Source organism: Marseilla massiliensis (assembly GCF_016899955.1).
Taxonomy (GTDB): domain Bacteria; phylum Bacteroidota; class Bacteroidia; order Bacteroidales; family Bacteroidaceae; genus Prevotella; species Prevotella intestinigallinarum.
Genome location: NZ_JACJJL010000027.1, coordinates 21,646 through 43,653, shown reverse-complemented (window position 1 = coordinate 43,653; position 22,008 = coordinate 21,646). Strand labels below are relative to the sequence as shown.

19 protein-coding genes are annotated in these 22,008 nt (G+C 58.1%); 7 read left to right on the top strand and 12 right to left on the bottom strand.

What is annotated here, in order from left to right; genetic code table 11:
• Positions 1–50 precede the first annotated feature (50 nt).
• Positions 51–1,139: a mannose-1-phosphate guanylyltransferase gene (locus H6B30_RS13315; RefSeq protein WP_205111398.1), complete on the top strand. Its 1,089-nt coding sequence runs from the start codon at positions 51–53 to the stop codon at positions 1,137–1,139.
• Positions 1,140–1,237: 98 nt separating this feature from the next.
• Here H6B30_RS13315 and H6B30_RS13310 read toward each other — a convergent pair whose 3' ends face one another.
• Both H6B30_RS13310 and greA read right to left on the bottom strand, forming a co-directional pair.
• Positions 1,238–1,645: an HIT family protein gene (locus H6B30_RS13310; RefSeq protein ID WP_205111396.1), complete on the bottom strand. Its 408-nt coding sequence runs from the start codon at positions 1,643–1,645 to the stop codon at positions 1,238–1,240.
• 12 nt (positions 1,646–1,657) lie between these two features.
• Positions 1,658–2,125, bottom strand: a complete 468-nt coding sequence (gene greA / locus H6B30_RS13305; protein ID WP_205111394.1) for a transcription elongation factor GreA — start codon at positions 2,123–2,125, stop codon at positions 1,658–1,660.
• Positions 2,126–2,473: 348 nt separating this feature from the next.
• Between greA and H6B30_RS13300 the strand changes: the two genes are divergently transcribed.
• Genes H6B30_RS13300 through cdaA form a run of 3 tightly spaced genes read left to right on the top strand, consistent with a single transcriptional unit; the run spans position 2,474 to position 4,773 of the window.
• Complete coding sequence (locus H6B30_RS13300; RefSeq protein ID WP_205111392.1) at positions 2,474–3,058, top strand: TlpA family protein disulfide reductase; 585 nt, start codon at positions 2,474–2,476, stop codon at positions 3,056–3,058.
• Positions 3,055–3,963, top strand: coding sequence for a dihydropteroate synthase (gene folP / locus H6B30_RS13295; protein ID WP_205111391.1), 909 nt, complete (start codon positions 3,055–3,057; stop codon positions 3,961–3,963). Before H6B30_RS13300 ends, folP begins: the two co-directional genes overlap by 4 nt.
• 15 nt (positions 3,964–3,978) lie before the next feature.
• Positions 3,979–4,773 carry a diadenylate cyclase CdaA gene (gene cdaA / locus H6B30_RS13290; protein WP_205111389.1) on the top strand — a complete coding sequence of 265 codons (795 nt, stop codon included), beginning with the start codon at positions 3,979–3,981 and terminating at the stop codon, positions 4,771–4,773.
• 827 nt (positions 4,774–5,600) lie between these two features.
• Here cdaA and H6B30_RS13285 read toward each other — a convergent pair.
• The 5 genes from H6B30_RS13285 to H6B30_RS13265 all read right to left on the bottom strand — a co-directional run bounded on the left by H6B30_RS13285 (position 5,601) and on the right by H6B30_RS13265 (position 13,597).
• Complete coding sequence (locus H6B30_RS13285; RefSeq protein WP_205111387.1) at positions 5,601–6,671, bottom strand: alkaline phosphatase family protein; 1,071 nt, start codon at positions 6,669–6,671, stop codon at positions 5,601–5,603.
• Between the two features lie 423 nt (positions 6,672–7,094).
• The gene (locus tag H6B30_RS13280; protein WP_205111366.1) at positions 7,095–8,066 is read right to left on the bottom strand and encodes a metallophosphoesterase family protein; all 972 of its coding nucleotides are present in this window, start codon (positions 8,064–8,066) and stop codon (positions 7,095–7,097) included.
• Between the two features lie 182 nt (positions 8,067–8,248).
• Entirely contained in the window at positions 8,249–9,730 is a 1,482-nt protein-coding gene (locus H6B30_RS13275; RefSeq protein WP_205111364.1) for a SusD/RagB family nutrient-binding outer membrane lipoprotein, read from the bottom strand.
• A 34-nt stretch (positions 9,731–9,764) separates the two neighbouring features.
• Complete coding sequence (locus tag H6B30_RS13270) at positions 9,765–12,950, bottom strand: SusC/RagA family TonB-linked outer membrane protein (protein ID WP_205111362.1); 3,186 nt, start codon at positions 12,948–12,950, stop codon at positions 9,765–9,767.
• A 146-nt stretch (positions 12,951–13,096) separates the two neighbouring features.
• Positions 13,097–13,597: a hypothetical protein gene (locus tag H6B30_RS13265; protein WP_205111356.1), complete on the bottom strand. Its 501-nt coding sequence runs from the start codon at positions 13,595–13,597 to the stop codon at positions 13,097–13,099.
• Between the two features lie 545 nt (positions 13,598–14,142).
• Between H6B30_RS13265 and pta the strand changes: the two genes are divergently transcribed.
• The 3 genes from pta (at position 14,143) to H6B30_RS13250 (ending at position 17,042) form a co-directional block, all read left to right on the top strand.
• Positions 14,143–15,156, top strand: coding sequence for a phosphate acetyltransferase (pta, locus tag H6B30_RS13260; RefSeq protein ID WP_205111354.1), 1,014 nt, complete (start codon positions 14,143–14,145; stop codon positions 15,154–15,156).
• A 146-nt stretch (positions 15,157–15,302) separates the two neighbouring features.
• Positions 15,303–15,683 (top strand): four helix bundle protein, encoded by a 381-nt coding sequence (locus tag H6B30_RS13255; RefSeq protein WP_205111352.1) that lies wholly within the window; start codon positions 15,303–15,305, stop codon positions 15,681–15,683.
• Between the two features lie 165 nt (positions 15,684–15,848).
• Entirely contained in the window at positions 15,849–17,042 is a 1,194-nt protein-coding gene (locus tag H6B30_RS13250; RefSeq protein WP_205111350.1) for an acetate kinase, read from the top strand.
• Positions 17,043–17,493: 451 nt separating this feature from the next.
• Here the strand turns inward: H6B30_RS13250 and H6B30_RS13245 are convergent, their stop codons facing one another.
• The 5 genes from H6B30_RS13245 to H6B30_RS13225 all read right to left on the bottom strand — a co-directional run bounded on the left by H6B30_RS13245 (position 17,494) and on the right by H6B30_RS13225 (position 21,977).
• On the bottom strand, positions 17,494–17,925 hold the full coding sequence (locus H6B30_RS13245) for a hypothetical protein (RefSeq protein WP_205111348.1): 432 nt from the start codon (positions 17,923–17,925) through the stop codon (positions 17,494–17,496).
• 345 nt (positions 17,926–18,270) lie between these two features.
• Positions 18,271–19,053, bottom strand: coding sequence for a hypothetical protein (locus tag H6B30_RS13240; protein WP_205111346.1), 783 nt, complete (start codon positions 19,051–19,053; stop codon positions 18,271–18,273).
• A gap of 238 nt (positions 19,054–19,291) precedes the next feature.
• The gene (locus H6B30_RS13235) at positions 19,292–20,080 is read right to left on the bottom strand and encodes a hypothetical protein (RefSeq protein ID WP_205111344.1); all 789 of its coding nucleotides are present in this window, start codon (positions 20,078–20,080) and stop codon (positions 19,292–19,294) included.
• 327 nt (positions 20,081–20,407) lie between these two features.
• On the bottom strand, positions 20,408–20,830 hold the full coding sequence (locus tag H6B30_RS13230) for a hypothetical protein (RefSeq protein WP_205111342.1): 423 nt from the start codon (positions 20,828–20,830) through the stop codon (positions 20,408–20,410).
• 64 nt (positions 20,831–20,894) lie between these two features.
• Positions 20,895–21,977, bottom strand: a complete 1,083-nt coding sequence (locus tag H6B30_RS13225; protein WP_205111340.1) for a hypothetical protein — start codon at positions 21,975–21,977, stop codon at positions 20,895–20,897.
• Between the last annotated feature and the right edge of the window lie 31 nt (positions 21,978–22,008).

Below are 22,008 nucleotides of genomic sequence, written 5' to 3'. Positions count from 1 at the left end.
GTGATATTTAGAGACTGATTACCTAACAAAAGAGTTTATATATTTTGGATATGGAAAAGCATAAGGACAATTACTGTGTGATATTGGCTGGAGGCAAGGGCCGCAGGCTGTGGCCGTGCAGCAGGGACAACAAGCCCAAGCAGTTTCTTGACTTCTTTGGCTTGGGACGCACTCAGCTGCAGGCCACTTACGACCGTTTCGCAAAGATTGTGCCGGGAGCCAACATACTGGTATGCACCAACCGCGACTACGAACCTATGGTGCGCGAACAGCTGCCCGACTTGCCTGCATCCAACGTGATTGTTGAGCCTATCAACCGCAACACCGCCCCGTGCGTGGGCTGGGCCGTTGCCGAGGTGTGCAGGCGCTCACCCGAGGCATCCATCATTGTCACCCCCTCCGACCAGCTCGTGCTCAACGAGGGGGCCTTTGCCGCCGACGTTGAGCGTGGCCTCAACTTCGTGGCGTCGCACGACACGATGCTCTCGATGGGCGTGAGGCCATCAAGGCCGGAGCCCGGCTACGGATACATACAGCTGGGCGAGCAGTGTGAGACAGAAGGTGTGTTCACTGTGCGCTCTTTCACCGAGAAGCCCGAGCGTGAGTTTGCCAAGGTGTTCATGGAGAGTGGAGAGTTTTATTGGAACACGGGCCTGTTTCTCTCCAGCGCGCGCAATTTCTACCGCGAGTTCACACGGTTGTTCAGCGATGTACATCGCGGCGAACCGGCCGACGGCCTGCGCCCCGCCGAAGAGACGCTGGCCTTTGTGACCGAGCACTACCAATCGTACCCTAACCTGTCCATCGACTGTGCCGTGCTGGAGCGCAGCACCGACATCTGCGTCATGAAATGCGACTTCGGCTGGGCCGACCTTGGCACATGGCATTCCATCTACGAATGCATGCGCAAAGACGCCGACGACAACGTTGTAATCGACTCCGACGTCATGATGGAAGACTGCCGTGGCAATGTGGTCAAGATGCCCAAAGGCAAGCTGGCCGTCATCAACGGCCTCGATGGATACATAGTGGCCGACGGTGGCGACGTGCTGCTTATATGCAAGAAAGGCGATTCGTCGGCCTTGGTGCGCAAGTATGTCAACAAGGTGCAGATGGAACATGGCAACGACTACCTGTGACCAACGCCCGGTCACATGCGCACAAACAGCGGGGCGGGCAAGGGCCGAGTGCACACTGCACCGGCCCTGCCCGCCCCGCCTTATGTCACACAGGCCACTTACTTGCCTTCAGCCTCGAAATTCTCGCGTATCCGTGCTGCCACAGCAGCCATCTCGTCGTCAGCCAGCTTAAGCTTGGGGTTGGCAAAGTTCATGTCCTTCTCCGTCTGCATCGGTATCAGATGTATGTGTGCGTGGGGCACCTCAAGGCCCAGCACAGCCATGCCCACCTTCCGGCACGGGAAGGCTTTCTTTATGGCTGCGGCCACATGCTTGGCAAAGACAACCATCTCGGCCAGCTCGTCGTCGTCGAGGTCGAATATATAGTCTACCTCGCGGCGCGGAATCACCAGCGTATGACCCTTGACAAGAGGGTTTATATCCAAAAATGCATAGAACTTGTCGCTCTCGGCACACTTGTAGCTCGGTATCTCACCTGCTGCAATCTTTGCGAATATCCCGGCCATATACAGTCCTCCCTATGCTATTGATATATTGTCGATGCGCAACTTTATAGTGCCGCGCGGTATCTTTATCTCAACCTCGTCGCCCACTTTCTTGCCAAGCAATCCCTGTGCAATCGGTGTCATGATGGATATCTTGCCCTCACGCAGGTTGGCCTCGCTCTCGCTGACGATGGTGTAGCTCATCTTCGCCTTGTTGGCCAGGTTGGTCATCTCTACGCGCGTAAGGATTTGCACCGAGTCGGAGCTCAGACGCGATGTGTCCACAATCTTAGCCTCTTGCAGCGCCAGCTTCATCTGGTTGATCTTATCCTCGAGATGGGCCTGTGCCTCCTTGGCGGCCTCATATTCGGAATTTTCACTCAGGTCGCCCTTGTCACGTGCCTCAGCTATTGCGGCTGATGCCTTGGGGCGCTCCACGCTTTCCAAGCGTTTCAACTCGGCTACCATCTTATCGTAGCCCTCTTGCGACATGTAAGCCATAATCAAAAACTTTTTGTTATAGATGTTAACGTAATATTTCGGTTAAAAGGACATTAAAAAAATGAAGAATCCCGGCATTAACCGATGCCGGAATCCTCACACTCTCTACGCCTTGTTTTTGCTTTGTGCTGCAAAGTTAGGCATAATTTCCCGAGCGGGCAAGCCTGTCACGTTAAAAAAGCCTTTTTCTGTCCGCCCCCGCTCTGCCGCGCCACCACGCCATACTCCCCTAAAGCCTGTAAAAACATCCAAAAAGCGGGTAGCCGCAAACTTTGGCCACCAATCCTGCCGCCGTTCGGCAATGTTTTCTTACCTTTGTAGCACGCAACAACAAAAACGAATGCAACAATGACAATATTCAGAAGAATATCCGTAATGGCCGTAGCCATGCTTTGCCTCAACTCTTGCGTGGTGGGCGCCGAGCCGGCCACCGACACCGACAAGTACGACAGCCAGCTGCTACAGCCCGGCGCCATGGCCACCGACTTCACCATTGCCGACCCGGCGAGGCCTGAGCCCATTAAGCTCAGTTCGCTGCGCGGGCACTATGTGGTGCTCGAGTTCTGGGCATCGTGGTGCCCCGACTGCCGCAAGACCACGCCCGACGTCGTGGCCCTATACAAGGAGTATGCCCCGCTCGGCGTCGAGTTCGTTGGCGTATCGTTCGACACCGACAGCGCCGCATGGCGCCGCTACGTCGAGGCTAACGGCATGGAGTGGCTGCAATACAGCGAGCTGAAGAAATGGAAGGCGGGCACAACGCTCGACAGCCCCTACCGCGTCAACTGGATACCGACGTTCTACCTCGTCGACCCCGAGGGCCGCATAGCCGCCGGTTCGGTTGCCACCGACAAGATAAAGGCTGCCCTCGAGGCCCTGAAACCAACACTAACGGCCGCCACCGGCGGCAATGCGGCGGAGGCAGGCAAATGAATGCGCACAGCCACATGAGCCTCAACGCCGGGGGGCGGCTTCTCAGCCTCGACGTCCCGCAGGTGATGGGCATACTCAACGTGACGCCCGACTCGTTTTATGCCGGCAGCCGCAAGCAGGCCGAGGCCGACATAGCCGCCCGCGCCAACGAGATTGTGGAACAGGGAGGCACCATCATCGACATCGGCGCATTCTCCACACGGCCGGGCGCAGCCCGCGTGAGCGAAGCCGAAGAGGCCGACAGGCTGCGCCACGGACTGGCCGTGGTGCGGCGCGAGCAGCCCGGAGCCATAATCAGCGTCGACACGTTCAGCGCCGACGTGGCCCGCATGGCCGTCGAGGAATATGGCGTGGCCATCATCAACGACGTCTCGGGCGGCAACCCCGACGGGGCGTTCGGAGGGGCGGAGACAAACGACGACGGATACCGGACATGGACCGAGGATGACGCCCCGCCCATTTTCCGCATGGCGGCCCGCCTCGGCGTGCCCTACATACTCATGTCGTCGCGCCCCGACACAGCCTCAATACTGATGGAGGGCGCAGCCAAGTCGCAGCTGCTCCACTCGCTGGGAGTAAACGACGTGATACTCGACCCGGGCTTCGGCTTTGGCAAGACCACCGCCGACAACTATGCCATCATGGCCGGGCTCGACAAGCTGCACTCACTGGGCCTGCCCCTTCTGGTGGGCATATCGCGCAAGTCGATGATAACGCGGCTGCTCGGATGCACCACCGACGAGGCCCTCAACGGCACCACCGCGCTCAACACTGCGGCCCTGATGAAGGGGGCCCACATACTGCGCGTTCACGACGTAGGCCAGGCTGCCGAGTGTGTTAAGATAGTGCAGGCGCTCAAGGCCCATGCCGGCCAGGCTGCCCCTGCCGCAAACGACATACACTAACAACTATCAAGACTTATGTTTTTCAGTTTCGGAATAAAGGATGTGATCGACATCTTACTCGTGGCGCTGATGCTCTACTACCTGTACAGGCTGATGAAAGAGTCGCGCTCGCTCAACGTGTTCATAGGCATCATGGTGTTCGTGGTGGTCTGGATATTCGTGTCGCAGATACTTGAGATGCGGCTTCTCGGCTCCATCATGGACAAGTTGGTAAGCGTCGGAGTGATAGGTCTAATCATCCTGTTCCAGGAAGACATACGCAAGTTTCTATACAACCTTGGGGCCCACCAGCGCATGAGGATGCTCATCAGCTTCTTCGCCTCTGACCGCGGCGGCCAGAAAGCGGGCCACAAAGAGACCATTGTGCCCATAGTGCTTGCATGCATGGGCATGTCAAAGCGAAAGGTGGGAGCGCTTATAGTGATAGAGCGCACGGCCCCGCTCGACGACGTGGCCGCCACGGGCGACATCATCGACGCCAACATCAACCAGCGGCTCATAGAGAACATATTTTTCAAGAACTCGCCGCTGCACGACGGGGCCATGATAATATCCAAGAAGCGCATCAAGGCCGCCGGATGCATACTGCCCGTGTCTCACAACCTCGACATACCCAAGGAGCTGGGCCTGCGCCACCGCGCAGCCCTCGGCATATCACAGCAGTGCGACTGCATAGCCGTCATTGTGTCCGAGGAGACCGGGGGCATTTCCGTGGCCATGAACGGAGCGTTCCAGCTGCGCCTCTCTGCCGAGAAACTCGAGAGCATACTCACCGACGCCCTCGAAGAACAGCCCTCAGCCAGGGGCTGACCGCCGCTTGCCCGCAGGCATCGGGCCAGGCGCGGCTGCACTGCCCACAGGCCACACCATGCCGCCGGCACTGCGCGGCACCACATTCATCGATTCATGAAGGCAGGGGGCTGGCAGGCACATCCCGGCCTAATTCACACTGCATAAATCCGCTGTTTAGTGACTTCAAGGCTAGGCCCGCCCCACCATTATACAAATGGACTAAACAAGGATTGGCTTTTTTAAGCGCATCTGCAATATGCGCGTATGTGCAAATGCGCAACACCCCAAAAACGCATTGGTATCATCGATTTCTACCATGAGCCATGCAGCTCCACCCAACAGCCCTTTCTGCGCCGCAATACGGCATGTTTCGGGAGCCAATACGGCACGTTCCACCACCCGAAACAGCCCATTCTGCAACCCGCTGCACACCAGGGGGTTATAAAAGGCCGGCGGTTTGGCCCGACAGACCTGGCGAGCCTCATGCAGCGTACATAGCGTGATGCCGGCAGCGTTGCCTATGCCACAGCCATGACAAGGTTGCCCACAACCCGGCCCGCCGGCATAGGCAGGGCAAGCCCGTTGGCCCGCCGGCTAAAAAAGCGGCCGCAGCCCGTTGCTGCGGGCGCGGCAACGCAGCCGCCTCGGCATGGCGGCAGAAGCAGGCCACATGGTGGCGCCACGATACAGAAAAGCCATGTCCCGCTCTTCACAAAGCCGGGACATGGCATGAAAATCAGAGATTGCGACTGGCGGGGAGACGAAAGCGAAATGCTCCCGGCCATGGTATGGCCGCAGTCTCAGCCGCAAGCCCTCCGGCTGCGGCACAAGCCAATAAAGACGGATCAGAAGGTTATGGCCTTGCCGGCGCCCTCGTGCTGCGGCGCAAAGCTGATGCCGAGCAGCGAGGCCACCGTTGCGGCCATCTGATTGTTGTGATACTCGCCCGAGGTGAGCACGCCCTTGGCCGGCACACCGGCCCCGAAAGCCATGAGCCATGTCTCGTTTGAGCGGTCGACCTCGCGGCTGTGGTGGAACCATCCCTTGTCGGCGCTCACCCCGCGGCCGTGGTCGCAGGTTATTATAAAGGTGGTCTGGTCTTTGTAGAACGGGTCGGCCTGGGCCGTCTCCCACAGCTCCCGGATGAAGCGGTCTACGTCGTTGGCAGCCTCAAGGTACAGGCGGTAGTTGCCGGCGTGGGCCCACTCGTCGGTGTCGCCGTAGCCCACGAACAGCAGCTCCGGGTGGCGCGACTTCATGGCCTCTACGGCATACTCATGCGTAAACACGTCGAAACGCTCCTCCTCCCAGTAGCGCGGCGCGCCGTCTTGCATCTTGTCAACATACAGTTCGCGCTCTGTGGGTTGCTTGGCCAGCGAGTGGCGGTAGTTGGCGTTCACCTCGAGCCCGCTGCGCTTCTCGTTGAATATCTGGATGAATCGGCCCCAGCTTCCGAACACGAGCACCTTGCCACGGTATTCGGGCGTGTTGTTGGCCACCTCGAAAACGGTCATGTTAGGGTTGTCAACCGGCGCGTTGGAGTTGATGTTCTTGTCGTCGGGATATCCGCACAGCGTCTCGTTGTATCCCGGGTAAGAAAACCACATGTTGTTGGTAACGCTCATGCGGCAGCCCTTGTCGCGGTTGCCAATCATCACACCGTTCTTTGCTATGTGGCTCCACGTAAACGGCATGAGCGCTCTGCGGCGCTCGTCGGCAGTGGCCCGCCAGAAGTTGGCCTTCATCATGTCGGGGTTGCCAAACTCCTTGGTGTTGACAAGCGTCGAGTCGGCACCGCGAAACAGTTCCTGCCAGCGGTAGCCGTCGACCATTACCACCACGACCTTGTTTTTTGCCGACACCATTGCCGGCACCACCAGCATGGCTGCCAGCAGCAATTTTGCAATCTTTCTCATAAGTAGCTGTTCAAAATTAATCGATACAATAAATCCTGCAGGTGTCCTCTATATCTTTGTCACCATCTTGTGTGCTCTTTCGGGCCGCATGCCAAAGTCTCATCGGTCGCGTAGCCCGCTACGCTCTCTCTTCGGACTTTGGCATGCATCTCCGAAATAGCGCACAATTTGATGGCAATTAATTTTGAACACCTACTTAGTCTTTGGTTTTTGGGGAATACCAAGATGGCTGGGGGGTAGGCGCAAAGACTTGCAGAACCGGGCAGGGCGGGAGCACGGGATGGGCAGAGACTTGCGTTTCAGAATGCAGGAGTGCAGGAGTACAGGAGTACAGACATTTGCCTTTGCCTTCGCATTCTGCCGACACCGCGCAGCCATTCTTTGATTCCCAACTCTTAACTTTTAATTCTTGGCTCTTAATTTTTAATTCTTAAAGTCTTCCGGCCAAAGCACCTCGTTCTTCACGGTGCCGTCGCTCATGCGAATCCACGTCCTGAAGCCCCTGCGTCCCTCGGTCAGCTCAATGACGCGGGCGCCGCGCTTTCCGTCGGTATAGGTGGTCTTGCCGCCCGTAAACTGGCCGTAGCAGAGCAGGATGCCGTGCCACGGAGTGACGTAGTTGTTCACATGGTCGTGGCCAACAAACGTGCCCATCACGTCGCCGGCCTCAAGCATGGCCGCAAACATGCCCGAATTGATGGCCGGCGAGCAAGCCTGCTCACCCCTCTGGCCCACGAGCGGGTTGCCAATGGCCGTCGATGCCTCGTTGTACTCGGGGAAGGGTATGTGGAAGAAGGCCAGCGCCGGCAGCGGCTTGCCACCGTTGGCGGCCGTAAGCTCAGCGCTCTTGCGTGCGTACCAGTCTATCTGGTCGCGGCGGAACCATCCGTAGCCCTTCAGGCTGTCTATCGTAGAGTAAGCGTTGCTGTCCATCACGTAGATCACGGCCTTGGCCTGCTTGCCGTCGGACGAGGTCACGCTGATGGCGAAGTCGGTACCCTCGGCCTTGGCGTCGAGACACCCCTGCTTCTTCTTCACATAGTCGTAGAGCTGCGGGCGCGTCAGGTCCTGCTCGTCGTCATGGTTGCCGAAGGTGATGGCATAGGGCAACCCGCGGCTTATCACTGGCTCCAGCGCCTTGTCAAGGCCCTCGGTGGCAGGCTTTGCCGTGGTCACGTCGCCGGTGTATACCACCAGGTCGGGCTTCTCCTCGTCGAGCACCCGGTTCATGTTTGCGGCGGCGTCGGCCGTGGCTGGGTCGCCCGCACGCCAGTGGATGTCGGTGAACTGCACAATCTTCAGTTTGCCTTCGTTATTGAATCTCACGCTCTGTGCGCTCACGGCCAGCATCCCTGCCATGCAGAGTGCGGCAGCGCAGAAAAGTCTTTTTGTCATGTCTGTTGTCTATTGTTTTATTGTTAATATTCCAATGTCCATTCGTTTCCGTGCAGCAAACGCCTTGACGCATCCACGCCCGGCACAATCCGTCACTGCATCAGGTCATGGCGCAAAGCGATAACCGGCCGGGCCACAGGGGCATCCGGCCGGCTCTTTCACATTACAGAAACAGATTAACATCATTCTTTCAGCCACCATGGCTGAGCGGTGGTACGGTCGTTGTTGGCGCCAAACTGGCGGGTTATGGCCTCCTCCACGTTGGCCGTGTTGTAACGGTACTCCGTGTCGGGGTACATCCAGCGGTAAGGTATGGGGTTTTCTGCAAGGTGTGCAAAGCCCGGATAGCCGGTTCGCAGGTTCTCGAAGTAAGGGTCCCAGCCTCCCTGGTAGAAGCTTACGCAGTATTTCTGGAAGATAATGCGCTCAATCTTCTGCTCGTCGGTGAGCGTGTCGTCAAACCTCACGAGCTGTCCGGCGAGGTATGTGGCGGCGTCTTCCTGCGTGACATACTGCGAGTATTCGGTGGCGTATGTCTCGTAGAACTCAAACGAAGCCCTCACGCCGTTCTCATAGTACTGCTTGGCGTCGCCCTGTATCCATCCGCGAACCACGGCCTCGGCCAGCACCTGCTGCAGTTCGGCGTATCCCATCAGCATTGTCGGCTCCTCGGTGGGGTCGGTGCGGAAGCGCGAGTTGATTTGCGATATCAGTCCGTCGCCCACGAGCGTGATGTTGTCGCCGTAAGGCACGGTGGGGTCTCCGCCGGCGTATGCCGTGAAATCATCTACGGCCTTGCCGGCCTCAGCCGCCGTTGTGGTGGGCAGGCTGAAGAGAAACAGGCGCGGGTCTTGGCGCTCGGCCATGCGGTCTACGTAGGTCTTGTCCATGTAATAGCCCGACCACTGCGCGTTGAACTGCGGGTAGCGGTTGCCCTCCTGGTCGAGGTAAACGAGCTGTCCGTTGTCGGCGTTGCTCTCCATGAGTGGCAGCTGTGCCACGCGGGCAAACTCTTGCTGTACGTTGATGCCGCCCACGGTAGCCTTGTGCGAGAGAGTGAGGAGCACCTTCAGGTGGAACGAGTTGATGAGCTTGCGCCACTTCAGCTTGTCGCCGCCGTATATGATGTCGCCCTCTATCACGTCTGCATCTGGCGATGCAGCCAGCTCCTCGTCGGCCGCGGTCAGGTCGTTGAGTATTCCGGCAAACACCTCTTCCTGAGTGTCGTACTTCGCGTTGTAGTTGCCTTCCGACTGACCCTTCATTGCGTCAGAGTAAGGTATGTCGCCGAAGCGCAGCGTAAGCTCGTAATAGTGGAACGAGCGCATGAACTTGTATAGCGGCAGGTAGACGGTGTCGTTGGTTCGCACGGCCTCCTCGCGCAGCTTCTCGAGCTGCAACAGCTCGTTGTTGTAAGTGTCGAAGCTGCCGCGGTTCCACTCGAAGAACTGGTCTTCGCTGTGGCCGTCGGTCTGTATCACCATCTTGTCGGCATACATTCCGTCGGTGCTGCGCGTGAAGGCATCCTGGCACACTTTGGGCAGCAGCAGGTTGGCCGGCACTTCAATGGGGTTGTTGGGGTTTGTGTTCATCTCGCTGAACGGCTCGCATGAGCACAATGCCGCCCCAGCAACGAAAAACGATATCAATATCTTTGATTTCATGATTGTAACCTGTTGAATTGTTGTTCCGTTCTCATTAGAAAGTCATGTTCACGCCGATGCCGATGTAGCGGGCCGTTGGGTCGTTGGAGCCGTCGTTCTCGCCGGTGTCGCCGCTGATGTCGGGGTCAATCCACGGGGCCTTTGCCCACAGGGCAGCGTTGTTGCAGAAGATGGTGCCGGTGAGGCCCTTGATGGGCGACGTCTCTGGCAGCAGGCGCTTAAAGTCATAGCTCAGGGCTATCTGGCTTATCTTCAGGTAAGTGCGGCTGAAGGTGTTGGCAAAGAACTCATCCATGTCGTCGGTCACCGTTGCCTGGTAAGGGTAGTTCTGGCACCACGACTGCCAGTCTACGGCCTTGTCGAACTTCTTGAACACGCGGGTGTCGCTCAACACGTTGCCATGCGTGTCGTATACAACCTCGCCGCTCACCACCGTAACAGCGTTAGGCACGTACACCGGTATGGGGTTGCCCTTTTCGTCGCGGTTGGCATACTCCTGGTCGCGGTACATGGTTGAGTTGGGGTGCTTGCCGCCCCACCAGAGCTTCGGGCTGAGGTTCGAGAATATCTTGCCGCCTATGGCAGCGTTGAGGTTGATGGTAAGTGTGAAGTCCTTGTACCGGAACTTGTTCTGCATGCCCAGGCGCACGTCAGGCTCGTAGTGTCCAACGTTGCGCTGGTAGGGATCTTCCAGCGGCTGCCCGTTGGCGTCTACAATCACCGTGCCGTTGGGGTCGCGCTGCCAGACAGTGGCGTAGAAAGCGTCGGCGCGGTCGCCCTCTCGCAGGTTGCCGAAGTATTCCTCGCCGCCGTAAATCTCGGTGAGCTTTCTAACGCTGTGGCTGACGTTGAGGTCGAAGTTCCACTTGAAGTCCTTGTTGTCGATAGCCTTCACCCCAACCATGGCCTCGATGCCGTTGGTGGTGTACTTGTTGCCGTTGATTTTGCGGCTGCTGAATCCCGACGCCTGCGATATGAGCATGTCGAGAATCTGGTTTGTGTCAATGTTGCGGTAGTAGCTGAGGTCGAGCGACACGCGTCCGAGGAACGACGTAGACAGGCCCACCTCCCACGACGTGGTCTTTTCGGGCTTTATGTCGTAGTTGACCAGCGCGTCGGGATAGCTCATCACAGGGTTGCTTCCCCAGTAGTTCTCCTTGTTGTATACCTGTTGTATCTGGTACGGATCGAGGTCGCTGGAGACTGTTGCCCACGAAGCCATCACCTTGAGGTAGTCGATGAACCCTGGTAGCTTGACGTAGTCGGATATCACCGAGCTTATGGCCACCGAGGGATAGAAGTAAGAGTTGTTGCCCGTGGCTATGGTCGACGACCAGTCGTTGCGCGCCGTTGCCGAGAGATACGCATACTTAGACAGGTCGATGTTCACCGAACCGTACACGCTTCGTATCTCCTTCTCGCTGCGCGAGCCCCACAGAGGGTTTGACGAGTCGAAGGTTATAATGGACCCGGTGGAGTTGTTCAGCGAATAAACGCCCGGTACATTGAGCCCGTCGGTCGACGCGTAGTCGTTGCGGTAGCGGCGGTAGAACACTGACGAACCGGCGTTGACGGTGAGGTTGATGTCGCTCATGAAGCTCTTTGTGTAAGTCACGAGCACGTCGGCATCAACGTTGTCCTGGCTCTCGTTCCACACTTTGTAGCCACCTTCGCGCGAGTCGCTGTAGTTCATATACGACTTCGGGGTCTCGTGCTCCGTGAGGTTACGGTTCGAGCGCATCGACACGCGGCCCATGACGCTCAGTTCCGGCAGTATCTGGTAGTTCAGTCGGAGCTGCCCGGTGAGCACGTTGCGGCGCTGCTTGCGGCGGCTCTCGGTGATGGCGAAGTAGGGGTTGTTGTACCAGGCGTAGTTGTAGCTGGCCTGCTTGTAGCCCTCCATGCCCGGCACCCAGTGGTGTGCCTCGAGGTCTTTGCCGTCAACGTCGTCTCCCATCCACTCAATTATGTTGTACATATAGTTCGACGGGTGGTAGCCGTAGTCGGGATAGTTGGGCGAATACACCATGTTGTAGTTCAGCATGGCGTCGAGCGTGAGCTTGTCGCTTATGTCGAACGACGTGTTGATGTTCAGTCCGCCGTTCTGGAGCGACGTTGTAGGCGCCTGTCCCTTTTGGTATGCATACTGCCCGAGCACATAGACGCGGGCCTTGTCGCCCTTGTAAGACAGCGACAGAGTGTTGTTGGTGATAATTCCCGTCTCGAGGAAGTCGCCAATGTTGTCGTGCGACACGAGCGGCATCGGCACGCGCTCGTAGCGCCCCTGGTCGTCATACTGCGTGCCCTTCACGCTTCCCCACCATGGTATGGTCTCGCCCGTCACCTTGTCTCGTATGGGGCTGTTCCACTGCGGGGCCATGTTGCCAACGTCGAGGCGCGGTCCCCACTGCATGTCGTCGTCGGAGATGCCTCCGCCCTCGCCGTCCCAGAATGCGTACTGGCCCTTCGAGCCGCTTCCGAACTCATGCTGCGTCTCGGGGAAAGCGGTATATCCAGCCTGCACCATGTCTTTAGTGGAGAAGTTTATCTCTATTCCCTCCTTCTCGGCCCGCTTGGTTGTTATCATGATTGCGCCGTTTCGGCCGCGCGCTCCGTATAGGGCCGAGGCGGCGGTGCCCTTCAGCACGTTTATGCTTGCTATGTTCTCGCTGGAGAGGTCGAACAGGTCAGACTCGATGGGCACACCGTCGAGCACGATGAGCGGTGTCTTGCCGCGCAGTGAGAACTCCGGCGACTGGAACATGCCCGAGGGTATAGACACAGTGAGTCCGGCCACCTCGCCCTGCAGCGAGGCTCCGGCGTTGAGGTTTCCGGCGGCCGCGATGTCGGCTCCCTCCACCTGCTGTGTGGTGTAACCGAGCTTTTTCTTCTCCTGCTTGATACCGATGGCGGTTACCACCACCTCGTTGATGCTCTGCACGTTTGACGTGAGGTTTACATCGAGCACCGCCCCTGTGACTGTCTTCTCTACTGGGTTGGTGCCCACATAGGAGAATACGAGCACGTCGTTCCTGTCGGCGCTCAGCGTGTAACGTCCGTTCACGTCGGTGACGGTGCCCGTCTTGGTGCCCTTCACCATGACCGATGCGCCCATGACAGGCCCCATCTCGTCGGTAACCACTCCGCTAATCTTGATGGACTGGGCGTACATTGACACGCTCACGCACAGCAAGCCGGCGAAAGTACAAATTTTCTTCATAAGTAAACAAGTGTATTGAAAATTGTTAGCTATCCCTATCCTTAGTCATCATTGTGTTTCTTGCGGCATAGACACACAGAGCCCGGGCAACCCCCTCATGGCTACCACGCCCGGGGCCGCCCGGGCTCTATGCACCGGTTAAAGGCTTACTGCTCGAGCGACACGCGGTCGAACACGGCGAGCAGTTTGTTGTAATCCTTCTTGCTGGCGCGAAGAGCCTTCTCGAACGACTTGCTGTCTTCCGAATAATATGCCGATATGGCCACGTTGAGCACGTGCATCATCTTGCGCGATGCCTCGTCTGAGCTCATTGCGTTGTCCTTGACGTCGTCCTCAAGGCCCTTGCCAATCTTGCGCACGGCGTTGTATATGTCGCCCTTCTTGAAAACGATGCGTGTTGTGGGGTCGCCCGGCACCACCGGCACGCGCTTCACACACAATTTCTCAAGCTGGTTGTAGAGGCAGGTGGCTTCCTTGCCAAACTCGCCATCCGACACGGATGCCAGTTCTTCGGCCGTAGGCTTGTCAGTCACTGAATAGAATGTCCACGTTGAGTTGGCGGCTTCGGCCGACTTCTCTGCAGCACTGAGGCTCATGCCCGAGCAGAGCCCAATCATCATAACTAATACAACAACTGTTTTACGCATAGCTTTTAATGTTTTTAATGTTAATTTCCGTTTCCTTTCTTTTTCCGCTGCAAAAGTACTCTAACTATGTTGCAACGGCATTTCATAGACATTAAAAGCGTGTTCAAACGTGTTTAAATAATATTTCTTCCCGGTCTGCGGCCAAGCCATACGGGCCTCAATACATTTTTAATATATAACAAGGCCTCGCAAGGTCATCGCTACGCCACGTTGAGCCTTACGGCGCCGCCACGCGGGAAACAGGCCCTACAACACGGAAAGATGGCCGTTACGTCGTATAAAAAAAGCCGTTGTGCACCGCGCCGGCACGGTGGCGGCATAGGCCGGGGCCACGGCGGCACAACAGCCGCGCGACGACAAGACCATCCCCGGCGCAAGCGCGCTTGCACACAGGCTGCCGTGTTTGTGCAGGCACCGCAATCTTTTAACCACAGTTAACCTTCCGCGGGGGAAAAAATAACGCCCGACGAAGACAGGTTACGAATATTTTGCTTACTTTTGCAAAGCAGAAGTTACAAAAACACAATGATAAATTATTCGTCAAAATGGACTTAGTAAAACAAATCATCGAGCGCGCTAAGAGCAACAAGCAGCGCATCGTGCTCCCCGAAGCAACCGAGGAGCGCACACTGAAGGCAGCCGACATGGTGCTGGCCGACGAAGTGGCAGACCTCATCCTCATCGGCAACCCCGACGAGATTAACTCTCTGGCCGGGAAATGGGGCCTCAGCCACATAGGCAAGGCCACCATCATCGACCCCGACAACAACCCCAGAAGCGAGGAGTATGCAGCCCTGCTGGCCGAACTGCGCAAGAAGAAAGGCATGACTATCGAGCAGGCACGCGAGCTGGTGAAGAACCCTCTCTACCTGGGATGCATGATCATCAAGACCGAAGGCGCCGACGGGCAGATCAGCGGGGCGCTGAGCACCACCGCCGACACGCTGCGCCCGGCCCTGCAAATCATCAAGTGCAAGCCCGGCATAACCTGCGTCAGCGGCGCCATGCTGCTGGTAACCAAGCAGCCGCAGTACGGTGAGAACGGCGTGCTCGTGGTGGGCGACGTGGCCGTGACGCCCATGCCCGACGCCGACCAGCTGGCCCAGATTGCCATCTGCACAGCAGAGACAGCCCGCAGCGTGGCCGGATTCACCGACCCACGCGTGGCCATGCTGAGCTTCTCGACCAAAGGCAGCGCCTCGCACGAGGTGGTTGACAAGGTTGTCGAGGCCACCCGCCTGGCCCATGAGCGCCAGCCCGAGCTGAAGATTGACGGCGAGCTGCAGGCCGACGCTGCCCTGGTGCCCTCGGTAGGCGAGCACAAGGCTCCCGGAAGCCCCATCGCCGGCCACGCCAACGTGCTGGTGTTCCCGTGCCTCGAGGTTGGCAACATCGGCTACAAGCTGGTGCAGCGCCTCGGCGACGCCGAAGCCCTGGGCCCCATCCTGCAGGGCATTGCACGCCCGGTGAACGACCTCAGCCGCGGTTGCTCCGTGGACGACATCTACAAGATGGTGGCCATCACCGCTTGCCAGGCAATGGATGCGAAGAAGGGATAAAGTAGACATGGAGTTACAAGGAGTTGGAGGGAGTTAGAAGGAGTTAGAAGACAAATGCTTTGCTTACTTAAAGCAATAAGACAGCACATGCTTTTTGCATATTGGAACATCAATACGTCAATTGCTTTGCATAATGAAACAACAAGATGACTGAGAGGTTCGAAGATGTCATGGCATGGCAACGTGCTTACCGCTTTACGCTACTTGTATACAAGGCAACTGAGTCATTCCCTTCAGACGAACGGTTTGGGCTCAAGTCGCAATTTCAAAGAGCGGCAGTTTCCATACCAGCCAATATCGCTGAGGGATATAAACGCATTGGCAAGGCAGACAAGTTGCACTTTTTCAACATAGCCCAGGGAAGTATGGAAGAGTGCCGATGTCACATCTATCTATCCAAAGACGTGGGCTACATAGATGATTCTGCTTTCTGCGAGCTGTATACCTGCCTCGAAGAGGCGAGCAAGATGCTCAACTGGTACTGCAAAGGCATAAGGAGCAACGCGTACAACAAAGACGAAGATTAGCAGACAATGTGTGGCAACACAATGCCAATACGGCATTAACGACATGAGGACTAAGAGCCCTGCAGCCACTGCATAGGCAGTAAAAGCATTTGTCTTCTAACTTCTCCTAACTTCCTCTAACTCCATATAACTCCTTTAAACAAGCAAAAAACAATACACAAGATTATGAAAATATTGGTTTTAAACTGTGGCTCATCATCCATAAAGTATGCCCTTTACAACATGGACGACAAGTCGGTGATGACATCAGGCGGAGCTGAGCGCGTAGGGCTCGAAGGTGCTTTCGTAAAGGTAAAGCTGCCCGGCGGAGAGAAGAAACAGATAATGCACGACATACCCGAGCACACAGAGGGCGTGAAGTTCATATTCAGCCTGCTCACCGACCCTGAGATAGGGGTGATAAAAGACCTCAAGGAAATTGATGCAGTGGGCCACCGCATGGTTCACGGAGGCGAGAAGTTCAACAAGAGCGTGCTCCTCACGGAAGAGGTGCTCAAGACGTTTGAGGAGTGCAGCGACCTCGCTCCGCTCCACAACCCGGCCAACCTCAAGGGCGTGCGCGCCGTGCAGGAGCTCATGCCGGGCCTGCCGCAGGTGGGAGTGTTCGACACTGCCTTCCACCAGACCATGCCCGACTATGCCTACATGTACGCCATACCTTACGAACTGTATGAGAAGTACGGCATACGCCGCTACGGCTTCCACGGCACGAGCCACCGCTACGTGTCGCACCGCGTTTGCGACTTCCTCGGCGTGAAGCCCGAGGAGCAGCGCATCATCACCTGCCACATAGGCAACGGCGGCAGCGTGGCAGCAGTGAAGTTCGGCAAGTGCATGGACACGTCGATGGGCCTGACACCGCTCGAGGGCGTGATGATGGGCACTCGCAGCGGCGACATCGACGGAGGGGCTGTCTCGTTCATCGAGAAGAAGCTCGGACTCGACGCCGACGGCATCTCCAACCTGCTCAACAAGAAGAGCGGCGTCTACGGCATCACCGGCATATCGTCGGACATGCGCGAGATTGAGGCTGCCGAGAAAGCCGGCAACCCCAAGGCCATACTGGCACAGAACATGTACAACTACCGCATAAAGAAGTACATCGGAGCGTATGCGGCTGCCATGGGCGGCGTTGACATCATTGTGTTCACCGCAGGCGTGGGCGAAAACCAGACCGGCATGCGCGCCGGAGCCTGCGAGGGCCTGGAGTGGATGGGCGTGAAGCTCGACAAGGAGAAAAACGAGAAGGTGCGCGGCGAAGAGGCTGTAATATCTGCCCCCGACTCGCGCGTCAAGGTCGTTGTCATACCCACCGACGAGGAACTGATGATTGCCACCGACACCATGAACCTGCTGTAAGGCGGCCACCGGCATAAAGCAGACGCGGCCCGGCGGAGCATTCTCCGCCGGGCCGCTGTGCCTGCAGCCGGGGGACAGGCCTGCGGACAGGCCTTACGGGCTCGCCCGGCGCACATACGCAGGCAGCAATCCATGCGCCCATCACCATCAGGCACGGCGGCCCGCTTTGCGGCCACGCCACCGGTGGCCATGCACCATGCCGCACGGCGGAGGTTGCCGCCGCCAGACTATGACGCCACACGCCAACGGCCAACGGGCCCGATGGCGGCCCCGCCATAGGGCGGAGCCAATGACGCCCGGGCCGTGCAACCATAGCGTGGCAGCCACCACCAGCCACCCGCTTGCGCCCCAAGGCCTGCGAACACCCCGCCGGATGCGCCAAAACAAAACGTCAGGCCCGCATGGCAGCTGCCATGCGGGCCTGACGTTTGCCTGAGGCCGGGCCTGCGGCCTACTCCTCGTTGTCTTCTTCCTTCGGCAAACGGGCATAGAGGTAAATCATGAGCCCGTAGAACACACAGAAACATACGGCACCAATTATGCAGGAGGCCATGAACGACATGCCCAGAAACTTGTCGCAGACATACATGAGCAGTGCCATAAACAATATGGCTGCGGCAGAATCGACATACTTCGGTATCTTCAGCGCATTCTTGGACAAGAAAGAAAACAGCATAAAAGCCACCACCACGGCGGCCAGGGTCACGGTAAGCGTGAGCCCGGGATGGTATGTGCGCAACGCCCAAAGCGCCGCAACGCATGTGCCACAGGTGACAAACATGTCCTTGGTTGTCTCCCTGTACTGCCCCATATTGTAAAACCAACCGAAAAGAAGCAGGCCCGATATGACCAGCCAAAGCAACAACGATATCCAAACTCCCATATTGCAAAATTATTGTTTCTAACATGCAGCCACAAACGGCGGGGGCCCGGCAAACACGCCCGCCCACAGCCGAGTGTAACTTTGGCCACGCAAAGATAGCACAAAAAGGGGTACCGGCAAAGCAAACCTGCATGTTTTTTCGTGACGCACGGCCATACCGGCCAATGCCGCGACCATGGCGGGCACATCAGTCGGGCCCGCTACCGCTTGCCATACGGCCCGTTTGGCAATGCTGAACGGGCCGAACCAGATGGTGAAAAGGGCCGTTTCAAACCCTGAAACGGCCCTTTTTGCTAACGCACTAAACATCAGTCGGTTACAAAGCGCCCTGCGGGCGTTGGCGTTTCACTGTGTCCCGGCCCCGCCGCCGCCCTGGGGCTGCAACCTGTGCCACGGCCTGTCGAGGCGCGAGTCTTTCTCCATGCACCAGCGCAACACGTCGGCCAGCATCACCGAGAGAAACAGCGCATGGAACACTATGGGCGTGAGCGGCATCCACGACTCGCCGTCGAGCCAGGCAAAACCGTAGAAGAAAAAGACCACCAACACCACGTCGAACAGGCCCACGCGCAGTTCGCGCCTTGCCTCGGCACCGAGACGGCCGGCAACCAAAGCCAGCCGGAACAGCCCCACAAACATGGCTGCGCACAAGGCAGCATAGGCCAGGGCCACCGGGTCGGTGCGCGTGGCGGCCACATATACGGCCGCCCCGGCCATAAGCACCGCCGCCACCACGAGTTGCACCACAAGCCACGTGTGCCTGCGGCCTTCGCCCGGGGCCGCCATGCGCCACCGGCCGCCGCTCCACCACAGCGAGAGCTCGTGGAGAGCCCACAATACCGCCAGCAGCGGGAACACAGAGTAGTCGTTGAGCCCTATGGTAGCGCCCAGCCTGTCGGCATAGTACAGGAAACCGCCACCCACAAACAGCGCGAGCAACGCCTCCATCACACTGACCAGCATGCGCCGCTCGGGCTTCACCAATGCCGGCACTGCCACCGAGGCCACAGCCCCGACGCCCACACACATCCAACCTGCGGCCTCGCCGCGGCCCACCATCCACAGCCCTGCCATGGCCACGCCAAGGGCCACAACAAACAGGACGCTGTCTAAAATCACTTTATTCATATTCCAAATGTTTTAATTTTGACATTATGTTTTCATTGCTTCAACCATGGCCACAGGCTGCGGCACCGGGGCCGCCCCCAGGCTTCGGCCATGCAGAGATGCCCGGAGCAAAGGCTGCGGGCAGCCTTCGGTCAATGTCCTCCATATACGGCCTGCCACAGGTTTGCGCCCGCATTGCCCACGATGACGCTGCCGGCAAGGCTGTTTTTCACGTCGTCGGGCAGGTTGCTCTTGCTTATCAGTCCCACGGTGCCCGGGTGTATTCAAGGCGTCGGGCTGCCTCGATGGCGTCTAAACCGGTCATGTATTCCTCCAACACCCCGATTTCTGCATCGTCGACGGTTTTCAGGTTGCCCCTGAGCATTGTGCAATATTCTGCCGAACTTGCCGCATTGTTGAGCCGCCCCATGTTGTTTTTCAGGAATTGCAAGTCGGCATTTCCATACAGAAGGCCCGCCTGCACTTGCTGCTTGCCGGCAATGCCCAACTTGTTTGCGGCGTCTACCACGAGCCTCTCTATGTCGGCATAGTTGGCTGCCACTATTTTGTCGATGCCTATCGAGGCCTGCAGCTTGTTGTGGTAATAGCCCACGCTGTCTGTGGGGCCGGTGGCGCCCGTATGGCTAACCCTCACTATGGCTGCCTTTTCATTGGGCTCGGCTATCGGGGGCAGGGCCACATGCTTCGGTTGGGTCTTGTATATGGCGTAAGCGGAAGCCGCTGCGCCCACTATCACAGCCCCCCATGAACCCAAGCGCCTGCCAATCTTTGCTCCGGCAATGTCGGCTTTGCCAACAATTTTCCAGCGCGAGGTGCTGCGGGTATCCATTGCCGGCGCTCTCTGAACCCACTCCTGGTTCATGTGGGCTATCCTTTCCTTGAGCTCCAACAGCTCTTTCTCCTTTTTCTGCTCCGCCTTGCGGTTTTCGGTTTTCGTTACGCTTGAATTCTCTGCATCGTCATTTGAGCACGATGCGGCAAACACAGTGGCAAGCACCACGGCCATTGATAGAAATAGCTTTTTCATCGTTTCTTTGGTTTTAGGAATGTCAATAACTCTGTTTACATATCTTTTTGTGCACTCAAAGATTCCGTTTCCGTGTCATGCAGCCCGTGCCCCGCCCTGCCACCGGCACAGGTCGGTGTCGCGGTGGCGGCCATAGGGCGGTAGGTTGGCGCAAATGCCGCCGGGGCTACATATTGGAAATGCTTTTGTCTCATGACACTTTTGCTTTATTGTTGCTGCTGCAAAAGTATCATTGACGGTGGGAAACAACAAGGAATCGGTTGCGCAAAAGCGTACGCAAAGGCGCACGGCATTGCTCAAAAGTGTACGCAAAACGGCGTAATGCGCTTACAGAAAGCGTATTACGCCGTCCCAGTCGGCAGCCCCGCCGCTGGTTCCGAAAGCGCGCTTAAATAGCTTTGCGCGCGCCGAAGTGATGCCCGAACTGGTCTTCACGAGTATCTGCGCCATGGCCGAGGGGCTCATCTCAATCTTTACCAAAAGGCAAAGACGATAGTCGTCAGTGCTCATCTTGCAGAGGTCGGCCAGCTTTGAGTCGAATCCCGGGTAAACGGCGTTTACCGCCTCGGCCAGCTGCCGCCACTCATCTTCAGACAGCCGCTTGCGCCCGTTTGGCGAGTTGAGCCTCTGGCGGATAAGCGCGTAGATAGGCCGGGCCTCCATGCCGGCCCTGCGCCGTTGTGCCTCGGCCGTGTCGGCGGCCATCCCTCCCGCAGGCTCATACTTGTGGCGTACTTCCTTTTGGTGCATCTGTTGCCGCCGGTGTGACAAAAAGCCCTGAACCCAACGAAGGCAACAAGCGCTATGGCCGACACTACATACAGCCATATCTCGGTGAAGTAGTCGAAACAGAGTTCTTTAAAAAACTTTCGAGCTCGCGCCGCTCAGCCCAACGCCGGTTTGCCAAGCCACCCACGCCGACAGCCGAGAAAGAGGCGGCCAGCGAGTCGGCCAGTGCCACGCACCTTGCCGCGCAATCGGCGGCCTTGTGCCCGTCGCCACGGCCGCCATAGACAGCGGCCATGCGCCCGTAGGCCGCGCTGCATGTGGCGGCCTCGCCCCCTGCGGCGGCCTCGCCGTAGCGCAGAAGGGCCGTGTCGGCCCGGCCCTCGGCAAGCGCAAGCCTCGGTTTCAGCGTCGGTGTGGCAGCCGCCCTTGCCTGCAAGAGCAGCCGGCGCGCGGCGGCGGTGTCGCCCGAAGCCACAAAGGCCTCGGCCAGTCGGCACCTTAGCGAAGCCGCAATGCCGCCCCCATCATTGCCCGGGGCAAGCCGCAACGCCTCGCGGTAATGGTGGCACGCGATGTCGGCCCGGCCACGGCTGTAGGTCACATCGCCCATGCCGCCAATAGCAGATGCGGCCACCAGGCGGTTTGCGCGGCCCACGGAGCTGGCCGACACGGCCCGGAACACAGAGTCGGCTGAGCCGACCATGCGGTTGCGCGGGTAGATGCGGCCTGCCATCAGTTGCGACCGCAGCATGAACAATGTGTCGGAGCCATGGGCATTGACCATGGCACTGTAAAGGTAATTCATTGCCACCGCGTCGTTGCCCATGGCATGGTAGACGGCGGCGGCAGTGTAATAGGCATCGTCAAGGAGCTCGAAGTCGAGCTCGTTTTCGTAGAAATCTACGAGCGAAAGGGCCGCGCTGTCCGACTGTGGCACAAGGCCTGCGGCCAAGCCCGCCTTGAGCCGCACCATGGCGCAGTAAGCACTGTCGGCGCGGTTCAGCCCGAGCAGCACGCCACACAGCGAGTCGAGCCGGGCCACGGCCACCCCGGGGGAGGTTTCGGCAATGCTGTCAAGGCCGCCGAAAGCCCTGTTGTGGCGCTCGCCCGTGCAACCGGCAAGGGCCACGGCGGCAATTATTATTATGGCCAACAGGCTTTTCGTCATGTCATGCTCAAATCGATGGTGATGCTACATC